The following is a 26,858-nucleotide window of genomic DNA, read 5'->3' as shown; positions in this document are numbered from 1 at the left end:
CGCGTTGCGCATGACCCAGCCCGGCCCCCTCGTCGCCGCCGCCGGATTCAGTTTCCACGGGCTGCTCAGGCCCGGCGACCACATCGTGTGCGGCCAGGCCGCGGCGGAGCCGCTCACGCTCACCCGCAAGCTGGTGGCGGAGGGTCCGGGCGTGGCCGAGGCCACGGTGTTCCTGGGCGCGACCATGACGCGCACCTTCGACGGCCCGCTGCCGGCGAGCCTGCGCTTCCTCTCCTACGGCACCCTCGGCCACAACGCCTCGCTGGCCGATCGCGGCTTGCTGGAGGTGCTGCCGGATCGCTACAGCCGCATCGCGCCCCTGTTCCGGTCCGGCCAGCTGCGAGCGGACGTGGTCCTGTTGCAGCTCGCGCCCGGCCCCGCCGGCCGACGGCCCAGCCTGGGCCTGGCGCACGATTACTGCGTCGATGCTGCGCGGCGGGCCCGCCTGGTGGTCGCCGAACTCAACCCCGACGTGCCCTGGACGCATGGCGCGGAACTGCCCCCAGACCTTCGCATCGACCACTGGGTGCAGGCCGAAGCGGGGCCGCTGGCCCTGCCGGCTGCCGCCGGCAGCGAGGTGGAGCTCGCGATCGGCCGGCACGTCGCCGGCCTGGTGCCCGATGGCGCCACGCTGCAGGCCGGCTTCGGCAGCCTGCCCGATGCGCTGTTCCTGCAGCTGCGGCAGCACCGCGACCTGGGCCTGCACTCCGGCGTGTTCGGCGATGCCGCCGCCCTGCTGGTGCAGCAGGGAGCGCTGACCAATGCCCGCAAGGGCATGGACGCCGGCGTGTCGGTGACCAACACGGTCATCGGCACCGCGGATCTCTATCGCTGGGTCCACGACAACCCGGGAGTGCAAGTGCGCCCCGGCACGTCCACCCATGCGCCCGAAGTGCTGGCGCGCATGCACTGCCTGCACGCCGTCAACGGCGCCCTGCAGGTCGACCTCACGGGCCAGGTGAACAGCGAAGCGGTCGGCGGGCGCCAGCGCGGCGGCATCGGCGGACTGCTGGATTTCTGCCAGGCGGCGCGCCAGTCGGACAGCGGCGGCCGCGCCATCACCGTGCTGCCGGCCACCGCCGAGGGCGGCAGGCGCAGCCGCATCGTCGTCGACCTGGACGGCCCGGCCACCGTGGGCCGTGCCGATGTGGACGTCGTGGTGACGGAGTTCGGCGTGGCCGACCTGCGCCACGCCACGCTGGGACAACGCGCCGAGCGCCTGATCGCGATCGCGGCGCCGGCATTTCGCAACAGCTTGCGCCACGCATGGCGACTATCGACATGGGGACAGAGGGCATGGCATTGAAGGGTGGGCCGCTCGCCGGCGTACGGGTGGTGGAACTGGCCGGTATCGGGCCCGGTCCGATGTGCGGCATGCTGCTGGCCGACATGGGCGCGCAGGTACTGCTGGTGGAGAGGCTGGAGCCGGCCAACATCGGCATCGCGCGGCCGCGCCGCTTCGAACTGCCGCATCGCGGCAAGCGATCACTGGCCGTCGACCTGAAGCAGGCGGACGGCGTCGCGCTGGTGAGCGACCTGGCGGCCGCCGCCGACGTGCTGATCGAGGGCTTCCGTCCGGGCACCATGGAGCGGCTCGGCCTGGGGCCGCAGGCCTGCATGGCCCGCCATCCCGGCCTGGTGTACGGGCGCATGACGGGCTATGGCCAGGACGGCCCCTTGCACGAGCTGGCTGGCCACGACCTGAACTACCTCGCCCTGTCGGGCGCATTGCACGCGCTCGGGCCGGCGGATGGGAAGCCGGCCGCACCGCTCAACCTGCTGGCCGACTATGCGGGCGGTGCCCTGAACCTCGCCTTCGGGATCGCCTGCGCGCTGGTGGAGCGCAACCGCTCGGGTCTGGGCCAGGTGATCGACGCCTCGATGGTCGAAGGCACGGCCGTGCTCATGACCTCGATGTTCGGCATGTACGCGGCGGGGCTGCATGCCGCCCCACGCGGCCACAACCTGCTGGATGGCGGCGCGCCCCATTACGCCACCTATGCGTGCGCGGACGGGGCGTACATCGCCTTCGCCGCCATCGAACCCAAGTTCCGCGCCGTCTTCGCCGAACGCACCGGGCTGCCGCCCGAAGCGCTGGCGCGGCTGGACGATCCCTCCACCTGGCAGGAGGGCCGCGCCATGCTGGCGGAACTCTTCGCCACCCGCACGCGGGGCGAATGGTGCGAGCTGCTGGAGGACAGCGACGCCTGCGTGACGCCGGTGCTGGACCGCGACGAGGCGCCGCGGCACCCGCACAACGCAGCGCGCGGCAGCTTCGTCTTGCAGGACGGCGTGACGCAGCCCGCCCCTGCGCCGCGCTTCTCGCGCACGCCAGGCGCGGTGGGGGCGGCGCCGCCGAAGCGCGGCGCGGGCGGCGAGGCCACGGCGGCCGCCTGGGGCATTCCCGCAGCACGGCTGCAAGCGCTGCGCGCCGCCGGCGTGATCGGCCCCGATGCCACCACCTCCTGACCCGATGAGAGAAGATCAAGCAATGCTTGCCGCGGACGCGGCCACCGAACCAAGCGCGCTGCCCGAGTGGGCCGAAGCAGCGCGGGCCATGCCCAACCGCGAGGGCTTCCTGGAAGTGGACGGCAGCTCCATCCACTACCTCGCCTGGGGCGATGCGGCCTTGCCCCCGCTGGTCCTGGTGCACGGCAACGCGGCGAGCGCGGAGTGGTGGCGCTTCGTCGCTCCGCTGCTGGCGGACGACCACCACGTGATCGCGCCGGACCTGGGCGGCATGGGCGACAGCAGCCATTGCGGCCGCTACGCGCGCGAGCGTTATGCCGAGCACGTGATGGCGGTCGCCGACGCGCTGGCCCCGGGCCGGCCGCCCGTGGTGGTCGGCCACAGCCTGGGCGGCTATGTGGCGATCATGGCCGGCTGTGCGCACGGCGAGCGCATGGCGGGGCTCGTGGTGCTCGACTCGCCGCCGCGCGAGAAGGACGGTGCCACCTTCGCCTCCTACGTGCAGTCCAGCCCCGTGCCGCGCATCTACCCGGACCGCGCGACCGCGCTGCGCCGCTTCCGGGTGCTGCCCGACCAGCCGGTCACTTGCGACTTCTATCTCGAGCACATCGCGCAGACGGCGATCAAGCCGGAGGCCGGCGGCTGGCGCTGGAAATTCGATCCTGCGGCGCTCACGCACCCGCGCCGCCTGGATTACGTCGACGACCTGCTGCGCATGCGCTGCCCGGTGGCCCTGATGTGGGGCGCGCTGAGCGCGCGCTTCGGCGCGTGGGAACGCCAGGTGAGCCGTGAACAGTTCGACGGTCGGCTGCCGCTGGTGGAGATCCCCAACGCGCGCCACCACGTCATGTTGGACGAACCGCTCGCCCTGGTCACGGCCTTGCGAGCGCAACTGGCCAACTGGAAGGCCGCCCGTACGCGCTGATCGGCGCCGACCTCGATTTCCAGGAAGCAGGACGAACGACGGTGTGCAACATCGCCGAGAAGGTGCTCGGGCTGCCGAAGTCCTGCTGAGGACGCCGGCCCCGCCGTGCGGGGCCGCGGCGCGTCACTCCAGGGTGGCGCCCGATGCCTTGATGATCGGCTCCCACTTCTCGCGCTCCTTCTTCAGCAGACGCGTGAAGTCGGCGGCCGTTCCGCCGATGGGAATCAGGCCTGCCTCGGTGAACTGCTGCTGCAAGGCCGGTGCCTTCATCGCGGCGACCACGGCGCGCTGCAGTTTCTCGATGACCGGCGTGGGCGTGTGCGCCGGCGCCAGCAGGCCGCCGTAGATCTCGACCTCGTAGCCGGGCACGCCGGCTTCCGCGATCGTCGGCAGCTCGGGGAACATCCGGGAACGGTAGGGGTTGGCCGCGGCGATCGCCCGCACCTTGCCGCCCTTGACCAGTTGCGCGGCCACGGCGGTCGACACGATCGCCGCGTCCACGCGCTCACCCACCAGGTCCAGCATGGCGGGACTCTCGCCCTTGTAGGGGACGTGCGTCATGTCCGTGCGCGTCATGGACTTGAACAGCTCCATCGCCAGGTGCTGCGGCCCGCCCGAACCGGAGGATCCGTAGCTCAGCTTGCGGTCCTTGGCCAGTTGCACGAACTCCTGGACGTTGCGCGCCGGCAGGCCGTTGCGCACCACCAGCAGGTGGTCGTAGGTGACCACGTGGCTGATCGCCTGCAGGTCCTTGTCCACCTTGTACGAGAGCTTCGGATCCATGATCGGCCGCAGCGTGAGGTTGCCCGCGCCGCCGAACACCAGCGTGTAGCCGTCCGCCGGCGACTTGGCCACGAGGTCCGTGCCGATCACGCCAGCCACTCCGGGCTTGTTCTCCACGATCACGCTCTGGCCCAGCAGCTTCCCCATCTCGCCGGCCAGCAATCGGGCGGACAGGTCGGTGGCGCCGCCTGGCGGGTACGGCACGACGATGCGCACCGTCTTGTCGGGATAGCCCGCCTGGGCCACGACGGTCAGCGGGCCGCTCAATACGCAGCCGGCGGCGAGTGCGATCAACGCCGAGAAAGGACGTCGCTTCATTGCAGTCTCCTGTGGGGGTGTCCGCTCCGCGGGCGGAACCGCCCCCGGGCCTGTGCTGTCTGCCAAAACATCATACCGAGCGAATTTCGTTATGAATACCCAAATTTCACTATGAGAGGAACGCCAACCGACCGTCTACGCTCCCTCGTACGAGCGCAGCAGCTTGTCCCTGGCCGCCTGGTATTCCGCCTCCATGCGCGCTACGAGGGTCGCCACATCGGGGATGTCGGCAATCGAGCCAATCCCCTGGCCCACGCCCCACACGTCCTTCCAGGCGCTGGTGCGCAGCAGCGGCCGCTGGCCCGAAGAGGTCGGCAGGTTCTCGGGGTCGAGGCCCGCGGCGACGATGCTGGCGCGCAGGTAGTTGGCGTGCACCCCCGAGAAGTAGTCGGTGTAGATCACGTCCTCGGCGTTGCCCTGCAGGACCCCCTGCTTGTAGGGCTCGCTGGCATTCGATTCGGTGGTGGCGATGAAGCGGGTGCCGATGTAGGCGTAGTCGGCGCCCATCGCCTGCGCCGCCAGGATGCCGGCCCCATTCGAGATCGTGCCCGACAGCGCGATCGGCCCGTCGTAGTGCTTGCGGACCTCGTTGACGAATGCGATGGGATTGAGGCGCCCGGCATGCCCGCCGGCACCGGCGGCGACCAGGATCAGCCCGTCGACGCCGCCTTCGAGTGCCTTCATCGCGTGCCGCAGGTTGACGACATCATGCAGGATCACGCCGCCGTAGCCGTGGATCTCCTGCACCAGTTCGTTGGGTGCACGCAGGCTGGTGATGGTGATCGGCACCTGGTGCTTCGCGCACACCGCCAGATCGTGCTCGAGCCGCGTGTTGTCCTTCTTGATGATCTGGTTGACGGCAAAGGGAGCCACCTTCTGGTGAGGGTTGGCGGCCGCATGGGCGGCGAGCTCGGCCTTCAGCTCGGTCAGCCAGCGCCCCAGCTCCGGTTCGGGGCGTGCGTTGAGCGCCGGGAACGAGCCGACGACACCGGCCTTGCACTGCGCGGCGACCAATGCCGGATACGACACGGTGAACATCGGCGAGCAGATCACGGGCAGCCGCAGCTTGCCGTCGAGAATTTTCAGCGTGCCCATCTTCTGTCGGTCTCCTTGTTGTTCTCGCGGGCGCCGGGCAGGCAGCAGGGGCCGCGAACATCGCTTGCAATCGGCTGGCTGGACATGGGGATCGGTCGGAACACCGCGCGCCCCGGTTCTCAGCGACCTTCGAACTTCGGTGGGCGCTTTGCGACGAAGGCGGCGGCGCCTTCCTTGTGGTCGCGGCTCGCGAGCAGCTGGTTCTGCACGTGCGACTCGAGCTCGAGGAAGGCATCGATGCCGACTCCCGCAGTGCCCACGAACAGGCGCTTGGCCATGCCGAGCGCCAGGCCCGCCGACGCCGCGAGGTCGGTCGCAATCGCGCTTGCGCGCTGGTCGAGCTGGTCTTCGGCGACCAGCTCCGTCAGCAGGTTCAGGCGCATCGCCTCCTCGCCGGTCACGATGCGTGCCGACATCACCAGCTCCTTGGCGCGCAGCACGCCGACGTACTGCGCGAGCAAAAAGGCGGCGCCACCGTCGGGCGCGAGGCCGACGTTCCTGAAGAGCTGCCCGAACTTCGCGGTGGGCGTCGCGAGGATGTAGTCGCTGGCCAGCGCAAGACTCCAGCCGATGCCGACAGCCGGCCCGCGCACCGCGGCGATGATGGGCTTCTCCAGGTGGACCATCGCGCGGATCAGGGCGTGGGCGGAGGCCAGCCGGCGGCGCCCGCCGCGGATGTCCGACGCTCCGAAGGACGTCACATCCGCGCCCGAGCAGAAGGCGTTGTTGGCGCCGGTGAGGATGACGGCCCGCACGCGGTCATCCTCCGCGAACCCTTGGAACGTGGCGATCAGCCGGTCCTTCATCTCGGCGCTCAACGCATTGCGGCGCGCGGGGGCGTCCAGGGTGACCCGGGCAATGCCGGCGTCGATTTCCACTCGAACCGTCACGATGTTCTCCTTTTTCGACGGACCTCATCTCTCATCAAAGGGCCGTCACGAGCTCCGGCACGGCGGTGAACAGATCCGCCGCGAGGCCGTAGTCGGCCACCTGGAAGATCGGCGCTTCGGGGTCCTTGTTGATCGCGACGATGACCTTGCTGTCCTTCATCCCGGCGAGGTGCTGTATCGCCCCGGAGATGGCCACCGCCACGTACAGTGTCGGCGCGACGATCTTGCCGGTCTGCCCGACCTGGAAGTCGTTGGGCGCGTAGCCGGCGTCGACCGCCGCGCGCGACGCGCCAAGCGCGGCGCCGAGCTTGTCCGCCAGCGGCTCAAGCACCGCGTTGAAGTTCTCCGCGGAGCCCATGCCGCGGCCGCCCGACACGACGATCGAGGCCGCCGCGAGCGCCGGCCGCTCCGACTTCACCACCTCGCGCCCCACGAGACGCGTGTGGGGATGGGCCCGCGGCGTCGACGCCACGTTCTCGATGGTCGCGCCGCCACCCGCCAAGGCGGCGTCGAAGGCCGTCGTGCGGATGCTCAGCACCTTGATCCGGTCGCTGGACTGGACCCGCGCCAGCGCATTGCCCGCATAGAACGGACGCACGAAGGTGTCGGGCGTTTCGATGGCGACGACGTCGGAGACCTGCGACACGTCGAGGAGCGCGGCGATGCGCGGCAGCACATTCTTGCCGAAGGACGTGCTGGGCGCCAGCACGTGAGTGCAATCGGCGTCGGCACGCACCACCTCGACGACCAGCTCCGCCAGCGTCTCGGCGAGTTGGGACTGGTGGTGCTCGGCGTCGGCCAGCAGCACCTTGGCGACCCCGGCGATGCCGGCCGCCGACCGCGCGACCGCGCTGCAGCCGCTGCCGGCCACCAGCAGCCGCACGTCGCCACCCAGGCGGGTGGCAGCGCTCAGCGTATTCAGGGTCGACGGGTTGAGCGCCGCGTTGTCATGTTCGGCTATGACCAGGATGCTCATGCAATCACCTTCGCTTCTTCCTTCAGCTTCTTGACCAGTCCGTTCACGTCGGCGACCTGCACGCCGGCCTTGCGCGCCGCGGGCTCCATCACCTTGAGCGTTTTCAGGCGCGGCGCGATGTCGATGCCCAGCGCGGCGGCTTCGAGCACTTCCATCGGCTTCTTCTTCGCCTTCATGATGCTGGGCAGGGTGATAAAGCGCGGCTCGTTCAGGCGCAGGTCGGTCGTGACCACCGCCGGCAGCTCGAGCTGCAGCGTCTCGAGCCCACCGTCGATCTCGCGGGTAACGGCGAGCCCGCCGTCGGCGGCCTCCACCTTGGAAGCGAAGGTCGCCTGCGGCCATCCCATCAGCGCGGCGAACATCTGGCCGGTCTGGCCGGCGTCGCCGTCGATCGCCTGCTTGCCGAAGATCGCGAGCGTCACCCCTTCCTTCTGCGCGACATGGCGCATCAGCTTGGCGACCGCGAGCGGCTCCAGCGCCTCGGAAGTCTCGACCAGCACGGCGCGATCGGCCCCCATCGCCATCGCGCTGCGCAGCGTCTCCTGACAGGCGGCAGGCCCGCACGAGACCGCGATGACCTCGCTCGCGACACCGGCCTCCCTCAGCCGCACCGCCTCCTCACAGGCGATCTCGTCGAAGGGGTTCATCGACATCTTCTGATTTGCCAGGTCGACCCCGGAACCGTCGGACTTCACGCGGGCCCTCACGTTGTAGTCCAGCACCCGCTTCACAGCCACCAATACCTTCACTGCTTCTCCAATGCTCGCAAGGGCCGCCAGTCTAACAAGCGTTAGGCAAACGGCGCAATGGCAGGAGCGCAGCGACGCGCGACGTCGGCCTCCGGATCGCCGAGGGGGAGTCGCGTGCGGACCATGCGCGTTCACGCTCAGATCGACAGCGCACACGTCCTGCAGCGGTCTCGCCCCGTCCGCTTTGTCGTCAGCGTTGTTCGCATATTCGAACTTCGTTCGTGGGTGCCGCATCGCGACGCCATGCGACGTCCGAGTGGACCGCCCTCTGGGTGGCTGCCTGCCAGAGGGATGCAAGGGAAAGCCTGTTTGACCGTGGCGCAGGTCCCGGAGTATTCTTTAAATCACCATACCGTTCGTAGATTCGAACGCAACAAGAAAAAGGAGCATGTGCAGCATGGACCTCAACAGTGGCGCAAACCCGCAGCGGAACACCCTGGGCGAGGACCGTGCGCCGATGGCGCTGACGCGCGTCTTGCACCTGCTTCGTCTGCTAGCGGATCGGCCGGGCGGCCTCTCGCTCGCGCAGCTCAGCGCGGCGCTGGAGGCGCCCAAGACCAGCGTGCTCTCGCTGCTGCGCGGTCTCACCGCGCATTGCTACCTGCAGCGCAAGGACGGCTTGTACCGGCTGGGCCCGGAGTCGCTCGCGATGGGCGCGCAACTGGTCGCCGCGCGCCAGAGCGAGGCGGCCGAGCGCCGCGCGCCGCGGGCGCCGCAGTCCAGCTCCAGCGCCTGTTTCGACGCCATGTGCCAGCAGGTGCTGCAGGGTCGGCCGCACCGCACCGTCCGCCGGGATCACCACATGGAAGCCGCGCGGCAATGACCGGCGCCCTCCTCCTTGCGGTGAACAACGGCGTGCGCGCAGCGAAGAAGACGGTGCGTCCGTGCGCCGGGATGGGGCGCAGCGCGGCGCTGCGCGCGCCATATCGCGCCTGCGCCCCGGTGGACCTGGGCGAACACGCGCTCGAGGGCCATGCCAGGAGTGCGAGAAACGCACGCCGGCGTGGGGGGAACGTTGAGATAAGGAGTGTGTGATGCAAGGCAGCGCCGTAACGCTCACACTCGCGCAGCACAGCGCCGCCTGGCGCTTCAGCGATCTCGGCCCCATCCGCCGACTGCAGTTGCGGCAGGCCCTGTTCGCATGGATGGCCGTCACGCTGTCCGGCGCGCAGGATCCGCTGGTGCACCTGCTCGCAGAGGACGCGCTGGAGCAGGGCGGCCACGGGCAGGCCACCGTCGTCGGCCACGGGTTCGCCACCTCGACGCGGCAGGCAGCGCTGGTCAACGCGGCGGCGTCCCAAGCAGCGGAGGGCAATGGCGCGATGTCGATCGGGTCGGCTGTGCTGGTCGCCTCGCTGCTGGCTCTGGCCGAGTCGCGCGGAGACAGCGGCCGCGCGTTCCTGACCGCGTTCGCCGCTGGCCAGGACCTGCTCGACCGCATCGCGACCGGCAGCCCCGGCGCGGCGGCGCTGGCCGCAGCCGCGGGCGGCGCCCACCTGCTGCAGCTCAATGCGGCCGACACCGCCGCCGCGTTCGCATTGGCCGGCGCAACGGCCCTTGGGGCTGCGGGCCTGAGCCGGCCAATGCAGGCCGGCAAAGCCGCGGCGGACGGCCTGCTCGCCGTCCATCTCGCCGCACGCGGCTACGGCCACGGGGCTGAGACGCTGTCGGGGCCATGGCCCGCCGTCCTGCCGCAGCTGGACCAGCCCATGCCGCAGGACACCACTGAGCAACAGCGGAACCTGGAGGTGCGTTTCCGCCACCAGTCCCTGCCCGTGCTCGACGAGGCCGACGCGCGCAGCTTGCTGCGGCTGGTCGACCAGCTCGACGACTTGCCCGACTTGTCGCCCCTGGCGGGCGTGCTGGCGGCGCGGCCGGCCCGCCGGCACTGAGGCGCGCGGGCGTGCAACGCTCCCCATCGCCGCTGTGGAACCTTACCTAACGATTGTTAGCTAGAACGAGGCATCGCACGGATGGGCATCAGCAGCAAGCGGCACGACAAAGTCGTTGCGCTCACAGGCGCGGGACGCGGCATCGGCCACGACATCGCGCTGCTGGTGGCCGCCGAGGGCGCCAGCGTGGGCAACGACGCCTTCGCGGTGCGCACCGACGAAATATTTCAGATGAGTCTGCCGCGTCCCATACGCGGCATGCACGCCTGCCACCGCTGGACCCGCAGAGCATCGCCGCGCGCTCGCCGCCAGGGATCCGGCCCGATTTCATTCCGCTCGGGAGCACGTCCGCCGTGTTCTCGTGGGACCCCATTTGAGGAGCAACAAGATGGCGATTGACTATGACAGGCTGATGGCCTGGCCTTTCGAGGACGTGCACCAGCGCTACACCGAGCGCGACACGATGCTGTACGCGCTGGGCATCGGCCTCGGCACCGACCCGCTGGACGAGACCGAGCTGCGCTTCGTCTACGAGAAGAATCTGCTGGTGCTGCCGACGATGGCGGTCGTGCTGGGCCACCCCGGGATGTGGATGAAGGACCCGCGCAGCGGCATCGACTGGGTGCGGCTGGTGCACGGTGAACAGGGGCTGACGCTGCACAAGCCGCTGCCACCGGCCGGCGAGATCATCGGCCGCACGCGCATCACCGGCATCGTCGACAAGGGTCCCGGCAAGGGCATGCTCGTCTACTCGGAACGCACGGTGCGCGACGCCGCCACGGGCGAGCCGCTCGCGACGATGACATCGACCACGTTCTGCCGGGCCGACGGGGGCTTCGGCGGACCGGCCGGCCCGGTGAAGCCCGTGCACGAGCTGCCCACGCGCGCCCCAGACCGCAGCCTGGACTTCGCGACGCAGCCGCGCGCGGCGTTGATCTACCGCCTCTCGGGCGACTACAACCCCCTGCACGCCGAGCCGGCGATAGGCCACGCCGCCGGCTTCGAGCGGCCCATCCTGCACGGGCTCGCGAGCTACGGCATCGCCGCCTGGGCGGTGACCCGGGCGCTCTGCGACGGCGACCCGCACCGCCTCGCCAGCTTCGACGTGCGCTTCTCCTCGCCCGTGTACCCCGGCGAGACCATCCGCACGGAGATGTGGGTCGACGACAAGGTGGTGTCGTTCCGCGCCCGCGTCCTCGAACGCGACACCGTCGTGCTGAACAACGGTCGCGCGACCCTGCGCTGAGACGGCGCCCTTTCCATCCTCGGAAAGTTGGCGATGACCGACGAGGGGCTTGAACCGTTCGGCGGTGCACCACCCTGAAGCCGACCGCCGACCCGGCACCGACCGCCTCCTGCGCCGACCACCTGCTCGGCGCGCCATCGGGCGAGCTGCACCAGGGCGACCACTGAATCACAACCAAGAAATCGAAGGAGACAAGCATGCGACCGATCCTCAAGACCTTGCTGGCCTGCGTGGCGGCCAGTGCCCCCTTTCTCGCCTCCGCCCAGGTCGAGAACTATCCGACCAAGCCGATCCGCTTCATCGTGCCGTACAGCCCCGGAGGCAGCACCAGCACCGTCGCCCGCCTCGTCGGGACGAAGCTGACCGAGGCCTGGAAGCAGCAGGTGCTGGTCGACAACCGGCCCGGCGGCAGCACCGTCATCGGGACCCACGCGTTGGCCAAGTCGCCGCCGGACGGCTACACGATCATGCTGGTCGTCAACTCGCATCTCGCCAACGGGCACCTGCTGAAGAACCTGCCGTACGACACGATGAAGGACTTCACGCCGGTGGCGACGCTGGTGAAGACGGAGCTGCTGCTGGACGTCAACCCGACGGTGCCAGCCTCGACCCTCCCGGAGTTCATCGCGCTGCTGAAGGACAAGCCGGGGCAGTTGAATGTCGCCACCATCGGCAGCGGCAGCGTGACGCGCCTGATCTCGGAACTGTTCCTGATGGAGACCGGCACCAAGGCGGTCCAAGTCTCGTACCAGGGCACGCCGCAGATGCTGCAGGACCTGATGGGCGGCCAGGTGCACTTCATCTTCGACACGCCGGCGACCACGCTGCCCTTTGCCAAGGACAAGCGCCTGAAGCCGCTGGCGGTGACCGGGCCGAAGCGGCTCGCGGCCTTTCCCGAGGTGCCGACCTTCGCCGAGATGGGCCTGCCGGAGATCGACATGAGCGTCTGGTTCATGGCCATCGCGCCAGCCGGCACGCCCAAGCCGATCATCGCCAAGCTGAACGCCGAGATCAACCGCATCCTCGCGCTGCCCGAGGTCAGGAACGCGCTGGCATTGCAGGTCATGGAACCCTACATCTCGACGCCTGAAGAGGCGGCCAGGATGCTGCGCGCCGTGTACGACCAGTACGGCAGGATCATCGCCAGGGCCGGCATCAAGCTCGAACAGTGAACGCCTTCCGATCCCGCAACAACCAACACCAGAGGCACCCTCCCATGTTAGGCATTCGCACTCTCGCCCGTATCGCGGGCCTCCTCACGTTCGCTGCAGCGGCCGCCACCGCATCGGCGCAGACCTACCCCAGCAAGCCGATCAAGCTGATCGTCCCGTATGCCACCGGCGGCTTCTCGGATGCGCTCGCGCGCCAGCTGGCGCAGAAGTTCACGGAAAGCATGGGCCAGGCGGTGGTCGTCGAAAACAAGCCCGGCGCGAGCACCATCATCGGCGTCGCCGCCGCGGCGAAGGCGCCGGCCGATGGCTACACGCTGCTGCTGGCCACCGGTGCACTGACCATCAACCCGCACCTGTTTCCCAAGCTGCCCTATGACGCGGAGCGCGACTTCAGCCCGATCGGCCGCGTCGCCGACCTGCCCTACGTCCTGGTGTCGCACCCCTCGTTGCCTGTCAACTCGTTCAAGGAGTTTCTCGCCTACGTCAAGGCGAACCCGGAGAAGGTGAACTTCGGCACGCCGGGCAACGGCACCGCGCCGCACCTCGCGATGCAGCTGCTGGAAGACGCGGCCGGCATCTCGGTGCACAAGCTCCACTACAAGGGCAACGGCCCGGCGCTCACCGACCTCGTGGGCGGGCAGATCAACCTGCTGCTGGACGGGCTGCAGCAGCCGCTGCCATTCATCACCAGCGGCAAGCTCAAGCTGCTGGCCACCGCATCGCTCAAGCGCCTGCCCAACCTGCCGGACGTGCCGGCCATTGCGGAGAGCTTCCCCGGCTTCGAAGCCTCCACGTGGTATCAGCTGCTCGCCCCCGCTGGCACGCCGGCACCCATCATCGCGCGGCTCAACGCCGAGATCGAGAAGTTCACCAAGGACCCGGCCATCCGTGACCGGTTGCTCTCGCAAGGCGCGATCATGCACAGCAGTTCGCCGCAAGAGCTCGCCGCCTACTCGAAGGCCGAGACCAAGCGTTGGGGCGAGATCATCTCCAAGGCCGGCATCAAGCTGGAGTGAGGGGCGCTCCCATGATGCAACGACGACGCTTTCTGCTGGCGGGCGCAACCGCCGCCCTCGCACCGCTGCCCGCCTGGAGCGACAGCTGGCCCAGCAAACCGATCCGCATGGTCGTGCCATTCCCGCCAGGCGGGGCGACCGACGTGGTTGCGCGCTGGTGTCCGAGCGCCTCACGGTTGCCCTGGCCCAGCCCGTGGTGCTCGACAACCGCGCCGGCGCCAACGGCATCATCGGCACCGATGCAGTGGCGAAGGCTGCGCCCGACGGCTACACGCTGCTGATGACCACTGGAGGCGCGCAGACCGTCTCGCCCAGCCTCTATGCGTTGCCGTACGACTCCATCCGGGACCTGGCTCCGATCAGCATGGTCGCCACGCTCGGCACGATGCTCGTGGTGCACCCGTCGGTGCCGGCCAGGACGCTGCAGGAGTTCGTCGCCCTGGCCAAGGCGCAACCCGGCAAGTTGAACTACGCGGCCGGCTCGAGCCTGCTCCACCTGGTCGGTGAAACGTTCAAGCTTGCCACTGGCACCGATATCGTCGCCATCCCTTACAAGGGCACTGGCCCGCAACTGTCGGCGGTGCTCGCCGGCGAGGCGGCGATGACGATCGATCCCTTCACCGCCGTGCAGCACGTGAAGAGTGGCCGGCTGCGAGCCCTGGCAGTGCTGTCGCGCAAGCGCTCGTCGCTGCTGCCCGACGTGCCGACGCTGCAGGAGGCGGGTGTATCCGGCGTCGAGCTCGATGCCTGGGCCGGCATGCTGGCACCGGCCGGCACGCCGGCCCCGGTGCTCAAGCGGCTGCATGACGAAGTCGCCAAGATCGTCGCGCTGCCCGAGTTCCGCGACCGACTGGCCGCACTGAACTATGAACCGGCGGGCAGCACGCCGGAGCAGTTCTCGCAGCTGATCGCCACCGACACCGCCAAGTGGGCCAAGGCGGTGAAAGCGACCAACTTCAAGGTGCAATGACCATGCTGAAGCGACGCGCCGCGCTGCTTGCCGGTGCCAGCCTGCTCGGGGGCGCGCCAGCGTGGGCCGACACCTGGCCGTCCAAGCCCATCCGGCTGGTGATTCCGTTTGCGCCTGCCGGTCCGGCCGACGTGCTGGCGCGCGTCGTCGCGCAGAAGCTGGGCCCGTCCCTCGGCCAGACCGTGCTGCCCGACAACCGGGCCGGCGCCAATGGCATCGTGGGCACCGACGTGGTCGCCAAGGCGGCGCCCGACGGCTACACGCTGCTGATGACGGTCGGCAGCGCGCAGACGCTGGCGCCCAACCTCTACAAGCTGCCGTATGACGCGCAAAAGGACCTGGTGGCGATCAGCAATTTCGCGACGCTGAAGACGATGATCGTGGTGCACCCTTCGGTGCCGGCGAAGACGCTGCAGGCGTTCATCGCGCTGGCCAAGGCGAACCCCGGCAAGTACGACTACGCCGCCGGCACCAGCCTCGTCCAGCTCGTGGGCGAGAGCTTCAAGAGGGCCACCGGCACCCACATCGTCGCGATCCCCTACAAGGGCACCGGGCCGCAGCTCGCGGCGGTGCTCGCCGGCGAGGTGGCGATGACGATCGACCCGTTCACGGCAGTGCAGCATGTCAAGGCCGGCAGGCTCCGGGCGCTGGCGATGCTGTCGGACAAGCGATCCCCCGTGCTGCCCGAGGTGCCGACGCTCCTCGAGTCGGGCGTGCATGGCGTCGAACTGAGCTCCTGGATCGGCCTGATGGCGCCGGCCGGAACGCCGCGTCCGATCATCGACCGCCTGCATGCCGAGATGGTGAAGATCGTCGCGATGCCGGACGTGAAGGAGCGCCTGGCCAGGCTGAACTACGAACCGGTCGGCGACACGCCGGAACAATTCGCCGCCGCGATCGCCGCCGAGACGGCGCGCTGGGCGAAGATCGTCAAGGAGACCGGCTTCAAGCCGGAGTGAGCGCCGGCGCGTCGAATCCCGCGCGCCATGTCGCGCCGCGTGCCGGCGCGACATGGCCTGGTATTCAGCCCGGCAGCTCGAGCATCGCCTTGGCGAGGATGTTGCGCTGGATCTCGCTGGAGCCGCCGTAGATGGTGGCCGGCCGCGATGCGAAATACTGGTTGGCGATGTGCATCTGGGTGCCGTCGGGCAGCGTGGTCGACGCGTCGAGCGTCGCGTCCTCGGCGCCCGCCTCGAGCAGCAGGTCGGTCACGCGTTGCATCGCCTCGGTGATCCAGATCTTCAGCATCGAGACCTCGGCGCCCAGCTCGTCGCCGCGCCGCAGCACCTCGGCCATGCGCACGTACGACGCCCCCAGGTCTTCGACGTCGAGCCGCAGTTCGTCGAAGCGCGCGCGCGCCGCCGGCTGCTGCAGCAGACCACGCGCCTTCATGAGCCGGTGCAGCAGCTGCAGCGGGGCCTTCGCCAGCCGTGGGTTGCCGATCAGGATACGCTCGCTGCCCAGCAGCGACTTGGCCATGGTCCAACCGCGGTTGAGGCCGCCGACCAGGTTCTGCTTGGGCACCCGCACGTTGTCGAAGAAGACCTCGCAGAATTCCGAGCTGCCACCGAGGTTGCGGATGCGCCGCACCGTGATGCCGGGGCTCTTCATGTCGGCGAGCAGGAAGCTGATGCCTTCCTGCTTCTTCGCCTCAGGGTCGGTGCGCACCAGCATGAAGATCATGTCGGCCTCGTGGGCGAACGACGTCCAGATCTTGTGGCCATTGACGACGAACTCATCGCCGTCGAGCACCGCCTTGGTCCGCAGGCCGGCCAGGTCGGAGCCGGCTCCCGGCTCGGAATAGCCTTGGCACCAGCGCAGCTCGCCGGACAGGATCCGCGGCAGGTAATTGCGCTTCTGCTCTTCGGAGCCGTATCGGATCAACAGCGGTCCGAGCATCGTGATGCCCATGTTGGGCGCAATGGAGACGCCATGCCGGTCGAATTCTTCCGCCATGGCCAGCTGGTCGTAGGCCGACAGTCCCGTGCCCCCGTGTTCCGTGGGCCAGCCCGGCGCGGCCCAGCCCTTCTCGGCCAGCTTGCGCTGCCAGGACACGGTCTCCTTGATGCTCATGCGCGTGGCCGGGAAGCGCCATTCGGGCGGGAAGTTCGCCGCCAGGAAGCTGCGCACGTCACGGCGCAGCGGGTCGCTAGCCTCGGCCTCTTCGCTCGGGTCGCCCGCCCGCTCGCCGTAGCGGCGGCGGTGCGTCGAGGCGTCGCCCAGCCACGCGGCGAGCACCATCGCGCGCTTGAGGAACAGGCCGATGTTGCACTCGTCGGTGTAGCCGATGCCGCCTTGCAACTGCACGCACCCCTTGGCGACCTTCAAGGCGGCATCGGAGCAGCGCGCCTTGGCCTGGCTGGCGGCGAGGGCACGCTCGTTCGCGTTCTCGCCGGCGTCGAAGCGTTGCGCGCTCTGGCGCACCACCGCCCGCGACAGCTCCACCAGCACGAACATGTCGACCGCGCGGTGCTGCAGCGCCTGAAAGCTGCCGATCGGCTTGCCGAACTGCTCCCGCACCTTGATGTAGTCGACGGTGATCTCCAGCGCCCGCCCCATCACGCCGAGCAACTCGGCGCTGACGGCGAGCCGGCCTTCGTCGAGCACGCGCTCGAGTGCGGGCAGCGCCACCGCCGCGCTCGCGACCACGGCCCGCGCCGGCACCGCCGTGAGCGTCAGTTCGCTCCAGGTGCCGCCGTCAACCCGCGTTTGCGAGCGGATGGCCAGCCCCGGCGCATCGCGGTCTACCAAGTACAGCGCACAGCCGTCGGCCGCAGCGGCCGAGACGATGAATGCGTCAGCCGTCTCGCCAATCGGCACGAAGCACTTGCGGCCATCGAGCACATGATGTCCATCGCGCTGCGTTGCCCGTGTCGCGGTCGGTTGCACCGACTGGCTGCCGGCGGCTTCCTGCCAGGCCAGGGTGGGAGTCCAATCGCCGGCCGCCAGGCGCGGCAGCCACTCCTGCTTCAGCGGCTCATTGTCGCCGCCCAGCAGTGCACCGCCGCCCAACAGCGCCGCCGCCGTCAGCGGCTCGGGCGCGAGCGCGCGGCCATGCTGCTCGAGCAGCAACGCGAGCTGCGCGAAGCCGAGCTGCAGGCCGCCAACGCTCTCGGGCAGCCGGCAGCCGGTCCAGCCCATCTCGGCCAATTCGCGCCATGCGGCAGCATCGTAGCTCGGCAACTGCCCGCGCAGGCCGCGCACGCGGCGGTACTCGGGGTCACGCGAGGAATAAGCGGCCGCGGCGTCGCGCACCATGCGCTCGTCGTCGCTCAGCGCGTCGATACGGGAACTCAGGTCAATCATCGAACCAACTCCATCAACGGGTCTTGTCTTCGCCGGCCAGCCGATCCCAGTCGAAGCGCGGCGGCTCCTTGGCCAGGAAGCGCTCCACGGCCTCCTGGTGGTAGGGGAGCGTCTTCACGGTCGCCGAGGCGAAGCCCTCGAGCTCGCCCATCAGACGCTCGTCGCTCTGGAACGACTGGTTGAGCAGTGTCTTGGTAATGCCGATGCTTTCGGTCGGGGCCTCGCGGAAGCGGCCGGCAATGGCCATTGCCGCCGCCAGCAGCGACTCGGGTTGGTGGATCTCGAACACGATCCCCAGCGACTTGGCCTCCTCGGCATCGACGACGCGGCCGGTGAACATCAACTCCTTGGCCTTGTGCAGCCCGACGGTGCGGGGCAGCAGGAAGATGGCGCTGAAGTCGGGCACCAGGCCGACGCGCACGAAGGCTTGGCAGAAGCGCGCGCGTGGCGTGCAGACAATGAAGTCGGCCGCCAGCGCCAGGCTGAAGCCGGCGCCGTAGCAGACGCCATCGACCGCGGCGATCACCGGCTTCTCGAGGCCGACGAACTGCGGCAGCCACGCCTGCACGTCGCGGATGGTGTTGCGCCCCTCCGCCGGCGTGCGCGCCGTCACCGGCTTGCGCATGCCGGAGATGTCGCCGCCGCCGCAGAAGTTCTCGCCGGCGCCGGTGACGACCAGCGCCTTCACCGAGGGATCGTGCGAGATCACCGGCATCAGCGAGGCCAGCTCGTCGCGCATCTGCACGCTGAGCGGGTTGCGCTGGCGCGGGCGGTTGAGCGTGAGCAGGCCGATGCCGTCGCGCAGCTCGTACTGGATGGTTTCGTAATTCATGCGGCCTCCTGAAGCGGGGTGGCGATCGGTCTGTTTCCAGCCCAGCGCGTCCGCGCCGAGCAGGGTCTCTGGATGTTGGCGAAGCCTTTATCGGTGCGCAGCGCGCACGCAGCTGAATGGGCGGAACACCGCCAATGCACGCGCGAAGCCGAACGCCACCTCGCGGGCAGCGACCTGGTCGAGCGTGCGTCGAAAGCCCTCGTGATCTCCATCGGGCGTCAATCGACCTTGAAGCCGGTGTCCTTCACGACCTTGGCCCACTTGGCCGTCTCTTCCACCGACAGGCGCATGAGCTGCTCCGGCGTGCCGCCGACCGGGACGTAGTTCAGCGCCAGCAAGCGCTCGCGCACGTCCGGCATCGCGACGATCTTCACGACGGCCTCGTTCAGCGCCTTGATGACCGGCTTCGGCGTCGCCGCCGACGCGTACAGCGCGAGCCAGGAATTGAGCTCGACGCCGGGATAGCCGGCCTCGGCAATGCTGGGAACATCGGGAAGGCTGGGGAACCGGTTGGCCGACATCACCGCGAGCGGGCGCAGCTTGCCGGCCTTGATGTGCGGGATGGCGGTGAAGGGATCCATGGTCATCGCGACCTCGCCGCTGAGCACGGCCGCCAGCTGCGGCGCCGTGCCTTTGTATGGCACCGCAAGGATGTCGGCGCCGCTGGCGGCCTTGAAGGTCTCGACGAACAGCTGCAGCCCGCTGGTGCCGTAGGCGTAGTTCAACTTGCCGGGTTGCGACTTGGCGAGCGCGACGAACTCCTGCACCGTCCGGCAGCGAGGCGTTGACCACCATCAACACCGTCGCGTTGATGACCTGGCTGATCGGCGCGAGGTCCTTCAGCGGGTCGTACGGCATCTTGTAGAGGCTGGGATTCAAGGTCTGCGCGCTTGCGATCGTCAGCAGGATGGTGTAGCCGTCGGGCGTGGCCTTCGCCACGATGTCGCCACCGAGCATGCCGTTGGCCCCGGGCCTGGAATCGACGACGACGGGCTGCTTCAGCACCTGCTGCAGCTTCTCCGCGACGATGCGTGCCAGCACATCGGTGGTACCGCCGGGCGCGAAGGGGACCACCATGCGGATCGGTTTCGCGGGGTAGTCCTGGGCGCTGGCGCCTGCGGACAGCAAGGCGGTGGCCAGCGCCAGCAGCGCGGTGCGCCGGCGCGTCAGGGTTCTGAAACAGGTCACGGAAGCTCCTTCGGGTGGTTGCTCAGTGGTGGCGCGGCACGATCAGCGCATCGAGCGCGACCCCGCCCTCGCCTGCCGGCAGCACGACGAATGGATTGATGTCGATGCTGTCGATGTGCTCGGCGTTGCGGGCGGCAAATACCGAGACCCGGGCAATCGCTTCGGCCAGCGCGATCTCGTCGGCTGGCGGCTGGCCGCGCAACCCGGTGAGCAGCACGCGGCCGCGCACCTCGTCGATCATGGCCCGCGCCTGCGCCACGCCGATGGGCGCGACGCGGAATGCCACATCCTTGAAGGCCTCGACGAACACGCCGCCGAGGCCGAACATCACGACCGGCCCGAACACCGGATCGCGGTTGACGCCGATGATCGTCTCGACTCCGCGCTTGACCATCGGCGCGACCACGGCGCCATCGAGCCGCGCCCCGGGGGCGCGCTCGGCCACGCGCTTCATCAGCGTGCGCCACCCCTCGCGCAGCTGCGTCTCGTCGGCGAGGGCCAGCAGCACGCCGCCGACTTCCGATTTGTGCGGAATGTCGACCGAGGCGATTTTCAGCGCCACCGGGTAGCCGAGCTGGGCCGCAGCCTTGGCCGCGGCATCCTCGGTGGCGGCGAGCACCTCGCGCACGACCGGGATGCCGGCGCTCGCAAGCACGGTCTTCGCCTCGACCTCGTTGAGCGCCTTCGTCGGGGCCGGGAGCGCGCCCGCGGGGAGCGGGGGCGGCGCGTCGGCGGCCTCGGCGCGCGCCGACTCGCGGGCGAAGCGCACCAGCGCGCTGGCGGCGCGCACGGCGCGGGTCGGCTCGTCGAAGACCATCACCCCGGCGGCCTCGTACAGCTTGCGCACCTCCGGCGTCGCCAGCATCGAGATGATGATGGTGCGGTCGGCAAAGCGCGCCAGCACCTTCTTCAGCTGCTGCAGCAGCTCGTCGCTGAGTGCGGGCACCTGGCCGACGCTGGACAGGAACGCCACCACGATGTCGTAGCCGCCTTCCTCCAGCATGATGTTGAAGTTCTTCTCGAACAGCGTGACGTCGTTGACCAGCTGCGCCGTCATGTCGACCGGGTTGCGCGGACCGGCGAAGGGCACGATCGCCTTCAGCCGCCGCTGCGCCTCGTCGGGCATCGGAGCGACGTCCATCCCGTGGTCGGCAGCCGCGTCGGCCATCAACGCACCGACGCCACCCGAGACGGTCAGCAGGCCCAGCCGGTTGCCTTGCGGCGGCTTGCGGGCGAGCGAGCAGGCGTAAGCGACGTCGAACAGCTCGTCGATGGTGCGGGCGCGGTAGACGCCGTACTGCCTGAACAGGCCGTCGTAGACCTGGTCCGATCCGGCCAGCGAGGCGGTGTGGGAGGCGGCGGCGTGCGCGCCTGCCTCGGAGCTGCCGACCTTCATCATGACGATGCGCTTGCCGCGCTCGCGTGCGAGGGTCAGGGCCTCGACCAGCCGCTGCTTGTCGGTGACGGCCTCGACGTAGCCGACGATCACGTCGGTCTCCTCATCGTCGGCATAGAACCGCACGCAGTCGGCGAAATCGACGTCGCTCTGGTTGCCGGTGGTGACCCACAGGTTCAGCCCGATCCCGCGCTGGCGGATCAGCGACAGGCAGTAGCCGCCGAAGGCACCGCTCTGGCTGACCAGGCTGATGCGCCCCGGCACCAGGCCGAAGCCGGCCGCGCTCGGCGTGAAGGTGCCCAGCAGGCCGCGCCGCACGTTGATGCTGCCCATGCAGTTGGGCCCGACCACGCGCATTCCCGTGCGTCGCGCCAGCTCGGTGATCTGGCGCTGCCATTCCAGCCCCTGCCCGCCGACCTCGGCGAATCCGGCGCTCAGGACCACGGCGCCACCGACCTTCTTGCGCGCGCAATCCTCCAGCGCCGCGAGCACGTGCGGTGCCGGCACGGCGACGATTGCCATGTCGACCGGCCCCTCGATGGCCTCGGCCGTCGGGTACGCCTTCAGCCCCTGGACCTCCTGGTACTGGGGATTGATCGGGTAGAGCGCGCCGTCGAAGTGCGTCGACTTGATGAAGTCCAGCGGTCGGCCTCCGATCTTGCGCGGATCCGACGAGGCGCCGTAGAAGGCGACCGAGCGCGGATGGAACAGGCGGTGCAGGGCACCTTCACGGACGTGGGGCATGGGCGTGCTGAGGGTGATGGACGGACGGACGAGTGCTCGCCCGTCCAGGAGGCGACCACCGGCCGGCGCCGGCCGGCATCGGGTCGCGCGGGTTCGCAGCTCAGTGGATCGACAGCCCGCCGTCCACGCCGATCAGCTGGCCGGTGACATAGCTGGCACCGGGCGAGGCAAGGAAGACGAACACCGGCGCGAGCTCGGCCGGCTCGGCCCAGCGGCCGAGGGGCACCCGTTCGAGATAAGCATCCTTGAAGCGGGGGTCGGTGCGGATGGTCTCGGTCATCGGCGTGGCGGCGCCCGGGGCGACCGCATTGACGACGATGTTGTAGCGCGCCAGTTCCTTGGCGGCCGACTTGGTGAAGCCAAGCAGACCGGCCTTGGCCGAGCCGTAGTTGATCTGGCCCAGCGTGCCAAGGATGCCCGCGGTCGACGTGACGTTGATGATCCAGCCCTGCTTGCGTTCCATCATGCCGTTGACCACCGCCTGCAGGCAGTTGAAGCTGCCCGTGAGGTGCACCGCGATCACCTCGTCCCATTGCGGGGTCGTCATGCGGTGCAGCATGGCAGTGTGGGTGATGCCGGCGTTGTTCACCAGGATCTCGACGGGGCCGAACGCCTCGTTCACCTGCTTCACGGCGGCGTCGACCTGCTGGCGGTCCGACACATCACAGGCGAAGGCTTGGGCTTGGCCGCCGCGCTCGCGGATGCCGGCGGCGACCTTCTCGGCAGTGGCGAGGCGGAGGTCGACCACCGCGACCTTCGCGCCCTGCGCGCCGTACGCCTCGGCGACGGCCGCGCCGATGCCTTGGCCGGCACCGGTGACGAAGGCCACGCGGTCCTGCAATGCCTGTCCACTGAACATGTCTCACTCCTTTTTCTTGATCGGTCCGAGGATTCTAGGGATCCGTGCGGATTAAGGAATGCCGTTCGTATTTAGGAACATCTGGCCCGCGGCTGCGCGCCTGTCGTACGATCGGGCCTTGTCCGCTGCACGCTGCCAAACGTACGCCATGCCCACCCAACCCAAGCAGAGCAAGCCCCAGCGGGACGCCGACGAGGCGCCCGTCGATCGCGCGCTCGCGCTCGACTCCGGACCGCGCTCGCTGCTCCGGACCCTGCGCATCCTCGAGCAGCTCGCGGCGACACCTCAGGGCGGCACGCTGGCCATGTTGAGTGCCGAGCTGCAGTCGCCCAAGAGCAGCCTGCTCGGCCTGCTGCGCCCGCTGTGCAGCTACGGCTACATCGTCAACAGCGAAGGCCGTTATGTGCTCGGCCCGGCCGCCTACCGGCTGGGGCTGTCGATCATGCCCACCCTGTCGATCTCGCGCATTGCAACCCCGATCATGCGGGAGCTGGTCGACCGCTGCGGCGAGACCGTGCTGGTCGCGGTGCTCGACCGCGAGGCCGGCACCGCGGTCTACGTCGAGAAGATCGAGAGCACGCAGTCGATCCGCTACACGGTGGCGCTGGGCACGGCCCGGCCGCTCTATTGTTCGGCGGCCGGCCGGGTGCTGCTCGCCTACGCCGACGAGGAATACATCGAGCGCTACTTGCGGCGCGCGCCGTTCGCGCCGCTGACGCCACAGACGCTGACGGGCGCCGCCGACTTGCGCCGGCTGCTGCCGCAAGTGCGCGAGCAGGGCCTGTCGATCACCATCGGCCAGGTGTCGAGCGACGTCGCTGGCTTCGCCGCGCCGATCTTCGATCACCAGGGCCGCGTCATTGCGGCGCTCGCGATGGCGGCGCCGGTCAGCCGCACGCGCGCCAACCCGCAGCACTTCGCGCAGCAGATGCGCGAGGCGGCCGACAGCATTTCTTTCGGCTTCGGCCATGCCGGCGCAGCGCTGACGATGGCGCCCGGGTCGGAGGTGCGCGCACCCGAGCCGGCGCCGCCGCCCGCCGCCCCCGCGAAGCGTCGCCGAATGTCCACTGCGACCGGCTGATTACCCCGACTCGCCGGCGCCTCGCCACTGCCAGCAGATCCCGGCCGCGTCGCGGCCGATGGCCGCGCTCGCGCCCACTTTCAACGACAGGAGACAAGCAAAACATGACGATCAAAGGCAAGGCCTGTATCGCGGGGGTGTTCGAGCACCCGACGCGCAAGGCCGTCGACAAGTCGGTGGTGCAACTGCACGCCGAAGTGGCCCGGGGGGCGCTCGAAGACGCCGGCCTCAGCAAGAACGACGTCGACGCCTATTACTGCGCCGGCGACGCGCCGGGGCTGGGTCCGCTCAGCATGGTCGACTACCTCGGCCTGAAGGTGCGGCACATCGATTCGACCGACGTCGGGGGGTCGTCGTACCTGGTGCACGTCAGCCACGCCGCGCAGGCCATCGCCGCCGGCAAGTGCAACGTCGCGCTGATCACGCTGGCCGGCCGCCCGCGCGCCGAAGGCCAGGCCACCGGCACGGCGCCGCGCAACTTCGGCGCCACCGCGGACACGCCGTTCGAGTTTCCGTTCGGCCCGGCCACCGCCAACATGTATGCGATGGCGGCGATGCGCCACATGCACGAGTACGGCACGACCAGCGAGCAGCTCGCGTGGATCCGCGTGGCCGCGTCGCACCACGCGCAGCACAATCCCCACGCGATGCTGCGCGACCTGGTGACGGTCGAAGACGTCGTCAACTCGCCGCTGATCGCCGACCCGCTGCACCGGCTGGACTGCTGCGTGGTCAGCGACGGCGGAGGAGCGCTGATCGTCACGCGGCCCGAGATCGCGCGCAGCCTGAAACGGCCCGTCGTGAAGATCCTCGGCGCCGGCGAGGCGGTGAAGGGCCAGATGGGCGGCAAGGTCGACCTCACCTACTCGGGCGCTGCCTGGTCGGGCCCGCTCGCCTTCGAAGAGGCGGGTGTCACGCCGGCCGACATCCAGTACGCATCGATCTACGACAGCTTCACGATCACCGTGCTGATGCAGCTCGAGGACCTGGGCTTCTGCAAGAAGGGCGAAGGCGGCAAGTTCGTCTCCGACGGCAACCTCATCTCGGGGGTCGGTAAGCTGCCGATCAACACCGACGGCGGCGGACTGTGCAACAACCATCCTTCCAACCGCGGCGGCATGACGAAGGTGATCGAGGCAGTGCGCCAGCTGCGGGGCGAGGCCCATCCTGCCGTGCAGGTGCGCGACTGCGGCCTGGCACTGGCGCATGGCACCGGCGGCTCGCTCGGAACCCGGCACGGCAGTGCCACCCTGATCCTGGCCAAGGAGTGACGCGATGACCGCCAACGAAAGAAAGATCCCTGCCCCCACCGTCTACCCGGAGACCGAGGCGTTCTGGAAAGCAGCCGGCGAGGGCCAGCTGCTGGTCAAGCACTGCACCGCCTGCGGCGAGTACCACCACTTCCCGCGCTCGCTGTGCCCGTTCTGCTTCAGCGACAAGACCGAGTGGCGCAACGCCTCCGGCCATGGCGTGATCTACAGCTACAGCGTGATGCGTCGCGTTGAGGTGCCGTACGTCATTGCCTACGTCACGCTGGACGAGGGCGTGACGGTGATGACCAACATCGTCGACTGCGACCCGGACGCGGTGCGCATCGGACAGCGCGTCAAGGTGAAGTTCCAGCCGAGCGACGGCGGCCCGCCCGTGGCGATGTTCACGCCGGCGTAAGCGCAAGATCGGGCCGCCGTCTCGCAAGGCGGCGGCTCGCCCGACATGATCGTGGCGCGCAACATCGCGCCGAGCCCGGCGACAGCCTGGCGTTCGGCGTGGCCGCCGAACGAGAACCGTCAGCCCGGCAGATTCAGCACGCTTTTCGCGATGATGTTGCGCTGGATCTCGTTGGAGCCGCCATAGATCGTCGACGGCCGCGCGTTGTAGAACGGCGAGAGGATGTCGATCGCGGCGTCGCCGAAGGGCACCTCGCCCTCGATCGCGCCGGCGTCGCCGCCCGCCTCCAGCGTCAGCTCGGTGATGCGCTGGAAGGTCTCCGACGCGAAGATCTTCAGCAGCGACACGTCGGGACCCAGCGTGCCACCGCGCTTGACGATCTCGGCGAAGCGGCCGTAGGCCGACGTGAGGTCCGCCACGTTCAGCTTGAGCTGCGTGAGGCGGTCCATGAAGGCGGCGTCAGCGGTCAGGCCGCGCGCCTGCACGATGCGCTCGAGCCGCTGCAGCCCCGTCTGCGACAGCTTGGGGCTGCCGATCGAGATGCGCTCGAAGCCGAGCAGCGCCTTGGCGATGGTCCATCCCTGGTTAGGCTGGCCGACGAGCCAGCGCGCCGGCGTGCGCACCTGGTCGAGGAACACCTCGGCGAAGTGCTCGCTGCCGTTCAGGTTGCGGATCGGCCGCACGGTGATGCCGGGCGACTTCATGTCGACCAGCATGAAGCTGATGCCCTCCTGCTTCTTGGCCTGCTTGTCCGTGCGCACGAGCAAGAACATGTGGGTCGCGTCCATCGCGAAGCTGGTCCAGATCTTGGACCCGGTGATGACGTATTCGTCACCGTCCAGCACCGCCTCCGTGCGCAGGCTGGCCAGGTCGGACCCCGCATTGGGCTCCGAGTAGCCCTGGCACCAGATGTACTCGCCACGCAGGGTCGGCGGCAGGAACTCGCGCTTTTGCTGCTCCGTGCCGAAGCGGATCAACAAGGGGCCCAGCATCGTGATGCCCATGTCCGGCGTGCGCGCGATGCCGTGCTTCTCCTGCTCCTCGATGAAGGCGAGCAGCTTGCCCGGCGACAAGCCCATGCCGCCCCACTCCCGTGGCCATGCCGGCGCGGCAAAGCCCTTGGCGTACAGCTTGCGGTACCAATCCCTGCATTGGGCCCAGCGGAGAAAATGCGCCGGAAAGCGGATCTCCTCCGGGTATTCGGTGCGGAAGAAGTCCGCCACCTCGCGGCGGAAGGTCTCGTCGTCCAGCGCATCCCAATCCGTGTCAGCCATCATCGTCGT

General features: G+C 69.2%; 23 protein-coding genes and 1 pseudogene. 13 read left to right on the top strand and 11 right to left on the bottom strand.

Annotated features, from left to right (window positions below; genetic code table 11):
• The first annotated feature begins 10 nt into the window (after positions 1-10).
• From ALIDE2_RS09290 to ALIDE2_RS09280, 3 genes are read left to right on the top strand one after another with little or no spacing between them, the layout of a single operon-like run.
• Positions 11-1,306 carry an acetyl-CoA hydrolase/transferase family protein gene (locus ALIDE2_RS09290; RefSeq protein ID WP_013721944.1) on the top strand — a complete coding sequence of 432 codons (1,296 nt, stop codon included), beginning with the start codon at positions 11-13 and terminating at the stop codon, positions 1,304-1,306.
• Positions 1,297-2,469 carry a CaiB/BaiF CoA transferase family protein gene (locus ALIDE2_RS09285; protein ID WP_013721943.1) on the top strand — a complete coding sequence of 391 codons (1,173 nt, stop codon included), beginning with the start codon at positions 1,297-1,299 and terminating at the stop codon, positions 2,467-2,469. Before ALIDE2_RS09290 ends, ALIDE2_RS09285 begins: the two co-directional genes overlap by 10 nt.
• 22 nt (positions 2,470-2,491) lie before the next feature.
• Positions 2,492-3,394, top strand: a complete 903-nt coding sequence (locus ALIDE2_RS09280; protein WP_013721942.1) for an alpha/beta fold hydrolase — start codon at positions 2,492-2,494, stop codon at positions 3,392-3,394.
• Between the two features lie 123 nt (positions 3,395-3,517).
• Here ALIDE2_RS09280 and ALIDE2_RS09275 read toward each other — a convergent pair whose 3' ends face one another.
• The 5 genes from ALIDE2_RS09275 to ALIDE2_RS09255 all read right to left on the bottom strand — a co-directional run bounded on the left by ALIDE2_RS09275 (position 3,518) and on the right by ALIDE2_RS09255 (position 8,205).
• Positions 3,518-4,495, bottom strand: coding sequence for a Bug family tripartite tricarboxylate transporter substrate binding protein (locus tag ALIDE2_RS09275; protein ID WP_013721941.1), 978 nt, complete (start codon positions 4,493-4,495; stop codon positions 3,518-3,520).
• 135 nt (positions 4,496-4,630) lie between these two features.
• Positions 4,631-5,590: an NAD(P)H-dependent flavin oxidoreductase gene (locus ALIDE2_RS09270; protein WP_013721940.1), complete on the bottom strand. Its 960-nt coding sequence runs from the start codon at positions 5,588-5,590 to the stop codon at positions 4,631-4,633.
• Between the two features lie 119 nt (positions 5,591-5,709).
• Entirely contained in the window at positions 5,710-6,480 is a 771-nt protein-coding gene (locus ALIDE2_RS09265) for an enoyl-CoA hydratase/isomerase family protein (RefSeq protein ID WP_013721939.1), read from the bottom strand.
• Between the two features lie 34 nt (positions 6,481-6,514).
• On the bottom strand, positions 6,515-7,456 hold the full coding sequence (locus ALIDE2_RS09260) for an electron transfer flavoprotein subunit alpha/FixB family protein (protein ID WP_013721938.1): 942 nt from the start codon (positions 7,454-7,456) through the stop codon (positions 6,515-6,517).
• The gene (locus ALIDE2_RS09255; RefSeq protein ID WP_013721937.1) at positions 7,453-8,205 is read right to left on the bottom strand and encodes an electron transfer flavoprotein subunit beta/FixA family protein; all 753 of its coding nucleotides are present in this window, start codon (positions 8,203-8,205) and stop codon (positions 7,453-7,455) included. The genes ALIDE2_RS09260 and ALIDE2_RS09255 overlap by 4 nt, the downstream gene beginning before the upstream one ends.
• 397 nt (positions 8,206-8,602) lie before the next feature.
• Here ALIDE2_RS09255 and ALIDE2_RS09250 point away from each other — a divergent pair, with 397 nt between their 5' ends.
• The 7 genes from ALIDE2_RS09250 to ALIDE2_RS09215 all read left to right on the top strand — a co-directional run bounded on the left by ALIDE2_RS09250 (position 8,603) and on the right by ALIDE2_RS09215 (position 15,460).
• Entirely contained in the window at positions 8,603-9,028 is a 426-nt protein-coding gene (locus tag ALIDE2_RS09250) for a helix-turn-helix domain-containing protein (RefSeq protein ID WP_013721936.1), read from the top strand.
• A 211-nt stretch (positions 9,029-9,239) separates the two neighbouring features.
• On the top strand, positions 9,240-10,097 hold the full coding sequence (locus ALIDE2_RS24060) for an MmgE/PrpD family protein (RefSeq protein WP_013721935.1): 858 nt from the start codon (positions 9,240-9,242) through the stop codon (positions 10,095-10,097).
• Between the two features lie 388 nt (positions 10,098-10,485).
• Positions 10,486-11,343, top strand: coding sequence for a MaoC/PaaZ C-terminal domain-containing protein (locus ALIDE2_RS09235; protein ID WP_013721933.1), 858 nt, complete (start codon positions 10,486-10,488; stop codon positions 11,341-11,343).
• 197 nt (positions 11,344-11,540) lie between these two features.
• Positions 11,541-12,515, top strand: coding sequence for a Bug family tripartite tricarboxylate transporter substrate binding protein (locus tag ALIDE2_RS09230; RefSeq protein ID WP_013721932.1), 975 nt, complete (start codon positions 11,541-11,543; stop codon positions 12,513-12,515).
• 44 nt (positions 12,516-12,559) lie between these two features.
• Positions 12,560-13,531 (top strand): Bug family tripartite tricarboxylate transporter substrate binding protein, encoded by a 972-nt coding sequence (locus tag ALIDE2_RS09225; protein ID WP_013721931.1) that lies wholly within the window; start codon positions 12,560-12,562, stop codon positions 13,529-13,531.
• A 157-nt stretch (positions 13,532-13,688) separates the two neighbouring features.
• Positions 13,689-14,501, top strand: coding sequence for a tripartite tricarboxylate transporter substrate binding protein (locus ALIDE2_RS09220; RefSeq protein WP_238530122.1), 813 nt, complete (start codon positions 13,689-13,691; stop codon positions 14,499-14,501).
• Positions 14,502-14,503: 2 nt separating this feature from the next.
• Positions 14,504-15,460: a Bug family tripartite tricarboxylate transporter substrate binding protein gene (locus ALIDE2_RS09215; protein ID WP_013721930.1), complete on the top strand. Its 957-nt coding sequence runs from the start codon at positions 14,504-14,506 to the stop codon at positions 15,458-15,460.
• 64 nt (positions 15,461-15,524) lie between these two features.
• Here the strand turns inward: ALIDE2_RS09215 and ALIDE2_RS09210 are convergent, their stop codons facing one another.
• The 5 genes and pseudogenes from ALIDE2_RS09210 to ALIDE2_RS09190 form a co-directional block, all read right to left on the bottom strand.
• Entirely contained in the window at positions 15,525-17,807 is a 2,283-nt protein-coding gene (locus ALIDE2_RS09210) for an acyl-CoA dehydrogenase family protein (protein WP_013721929.1), read from the bottom strand.
• A 13-nt stretch (positions 17,808-17,820) separates the two neighbouring features.
• Positions 17,821-18,639 carry an enoyl-CoA hydratase/isomerase family protein gene (locus ALIDE2_RS09205; RefSeq protein WP_013721928.1) on the bottom strand — a complete coding sequence of 273 codons (819 nt, stop codon included), beginning with the start codon at positions 18,637-18,639 and terminating at the stop codon, positions 17,821-17,823.
• Positions 18,640-18,857: 218 nt separating this feature from the next.
• Positions 18,858-19,716: pseudogene (locus ALIDE2_RS09200) on the bottom strand (Bug family tripartite tricarboxylate transporter substrate binding protein).
• Between the two features lie 133 nt (positions 19,717-19,849).
• A complete protein-coding gene (locus ALIDE2_RS09195; protein WP_013721927.1) occupies positions 19,850-21,967 on the bottom strand; it encodes an acetate--CoA ligase family protein in 2,118 nt (705 codons plus the stop codon).
• A gap of 100 nt (positions 21,968-22,067) precedes the next feature.
• Positions 22,068-22,826 carry an SDR family NAD(P)-dependent oxidoreductase gene (locus tag ALIDE2_RS09190; protein ID WP_013721926.1) on the bottom strand — a complete coding sequence of 253 codons (759 nt, stop codon included), beginning with the start codon at positions 22,824-22,826 and terminating at the stop codon, positions 22,068-22,070.
• 148 nt (positions 22,827-22,974) lie between these two features.
• Here ALIDE2_RS09190 and ALIDE2_RS09185 point away from each other — a divergent pair, with 148 nt between their 5' ends.
• The 3 genes from ALIDE2_RS09185 (at position 22,975) to ALIDE2_RS09175 (ending at position 25,575) form a co-directional block, all read left to right on the top strand.
• The gene (locus tag ALIDE2_RS09185; protein ID WP_013721925.1) at positions 22,975-23,907 is read left to right on the top strand and encodes an IclR family transcriptional regulator; all 933 of its coding nucleotides are present in this window, start codon (positions 22,975-22,977) and stop codon (positions 23,905-23,907) included.
• Positions 23,908-24,011: 104 nt separating this feature from the next.
• Positions 24,012-25,178: a thiolase domain-containing protein gene (locus ALIDE2_RS09180; protein WP_013721924.1), complete on the top strand. Its 1,167-nt coding sequence runs from the start codon at positions 24,012-24,014 to the stop codon at positions 25,176-25,178.
• A gap of 4 nt (positions 25,179-25,182) precedes the next feature.
• Positions 25,183-25,575 (top strand): Zn-ribbon domain-containing OB-fold protein, encoded by a 393-nt coding sequence (locus ALIDE2_RS09175; RefSeq protein ID WP_013721923.1) that lies wholly within the window; start codon positions 25,183-25,185, stop codon positions 25,573-25,575.
• A gap of 119 nt (positions 25,576-25,694) precedes the next feature.
• Here the strand turns inward: ALIDE2_RS09175 and ALIDE2_RS09170 are convergent, their stop codons facing one another.
• A complete protein-coding gene (locus tag ALIDE2_RS09170) occupies positions 25,695-26,852 on the bottom strand; it encodes an acyl-CoA dehydrogenase family protein (RefSeq protein ID WP_013721922.1) in 1,158 nt (385 codons plus the stop codon).
• Positions 26,853-26,858 lie beyond the last annotated feature (6 nt).

This window comes from Alicycliphilus denitrificans K601 (genome assembly GCF_000204645.1).
Lineage (GTDB): Bacteria > Pseudomonadota > Gammaproteobacteria > Burkholderiales > Burkholderiaceae_C > Alicycliphilus > Alicycliphilus denitrificans.
Note: the sequence above shows the minus strand (reverse complement) of the source record. Positions and strands in the feature narration are given on the sequence as shown.

What these genes read in the sequence shown, in the direction of transcription:
- ALIDE2_RS09190 (WP_013721926.1), bottom strand. Translation starts at nt 22,826, where the DNA reads ATGTTCAGTGGACAGGCATTGCAGGACCGCGTGGCCTTCGTCACCGGT.
- ALIDE2_RS09170 (WP_013721922.1), bottom strand. Translation starts at nt 26,852, where the DNA reads ATGATGGCTGACACGGATTGGGATGCGCTGGACGACGAGACCTTCCGC.
- ALIDE2_RS09285 (WP_013721943.1), top strand. Translation starts at nt 1,297, where the DNA reads ATGGCATTGAAGGGTGGGCCGCTCGCCGGCGTACGGGTGGTGGAACTG.
- ALIDE2_RS09195 (WP_013721927.1), bottom strand. Translation starts at nt 21,967, where the DNA reads ATGCCCCACGTCCGTGAAGGTGCCCTGCACCGCCTGTTCCATCCGCGC.
- ALIDE2_RS24060 (WP_013721935.1), top strand. Translation starts at nt 9,240, where the DNA reads ATGCAAGGCAGCGCCGTAACGCTCACACTCGCGCAGCACAGCGCCGCC.
- ALIDE2_RS09280 (WP_013721942.1), top strand. Translation starts at nt 2,492, where the DNA reads ATGCTTGCCGCGGACGCGGCCACCGAACCAAGCGCGCTGCCCGAGTGG.
- ALIDE2_RS09230 (WP_013721932.1), top strand. Translation starts at nt 11,541, where the DNA reads ATGCGACCGATCCTCAAGACCTTGCTGGCCTGCGTGGCGGCCAGTGCC.
- ALIDE2_RS09275 (WP_013721941.1), bottom strand. Translation starts at nt 4,495, where the DNA reads ATGAAGCGACGTCCTTTCTCGGCGTTGATCGCACTCGCCGCCGGCTGC.
- ALIDE2_RS09205 (WP_013721928.1), bottom strand. Translation starts at nt 18,639, where the DNA reads ATGAATTACGAAACCATCCAGTACGAGCTGCGCGACGGCATCGGCCTG.
- ALIDE2_RS09215 (WP_013721930.1), top strand. Translation starts at nt 14,504, where the DNA reads ATGCTGAAGCGACGCGCCGCGCTGCTTGCCGGTGCCAGCCTGCTCGGG.
- ALIDE2_RS09180 (WP_013721924.1), top strand. Translation starts at nt 24,012, where the DNA reads ATGACGATCAAAGGCAAGGCCTGTATCGCGGGGGTGTTCGAGCACCCG.
- ALIDE2_RS09250 (WP_013721936.1), top strand. Translation starts at nt 8,603, where the DNA reads ATGGACCTCAACAGTGGCGCAAACCCGCAGCGGAACACCCTGGGCGAG.
- ALIDE2_RS09210 (WP_013721929.1), bottom strand. Translation starts at nt 17,807, where the DNA reads ATGATTGACCTGAGTTCCCGTATCGACGCGCTGAGCGACGACGAGCGC.
- ALIDE2_RS09185 (WP_013721925.1), top strand. Translation starts at nt 22,975, where the DNA reads ATGCCCACCCAACCCAAGCAGAGCAAGCCCCAGCGGGACGCCGACGAG.
- ALIDE2_RS09175 (WP_013721923.1), top strand. Translation starts at nt 25,183, where the DNA reads ATGACCGCCAACGAAAGAAAGATCCCTGCCCCCACCGTCTACCCGGAG.
- ALIDE2_RS09290 (WP_013721944.1), top strand. Translation starts at nt 11, where the DNA reads ATGACCCAGCCCGGCCCCCTCGTCGCCGCCGCCGGATTCAGTTTCCAC.
- ALIDE2_RS09235 (WP_013721933.1), top strand. Translation starts at nt 10,486, where the DNA reads ATGGCGATTGACTATGACAGGCTGATGGCCTGGCCTTTCGAGGACGTG.
- ALIDE2_RS09260 (WP_013721938.1), bottom strand. Translation starts at nt 7,456, where the DNA reads ATGAGCATCCTGGTCATAGCCGAACATGACAACGCGGCGCTCAACCCG.
- ALIDE2_RS09225 (WP_013721931.1), top strand. Translation starts at nt 12,560, where the DNA reads ATGTTAGGCATTCGCACTCTCGCCCGTATCGCGGGCCTCCTCACGTTC.
- ALIDE2_RS09270 (WP_013721940.1), bottom strand. Translation starts at nt 5,590, where the DNA reads ATGGGCACGCTGAAAATTCTCGACGGCAAGCTGCGGCTGCCCGTGATC.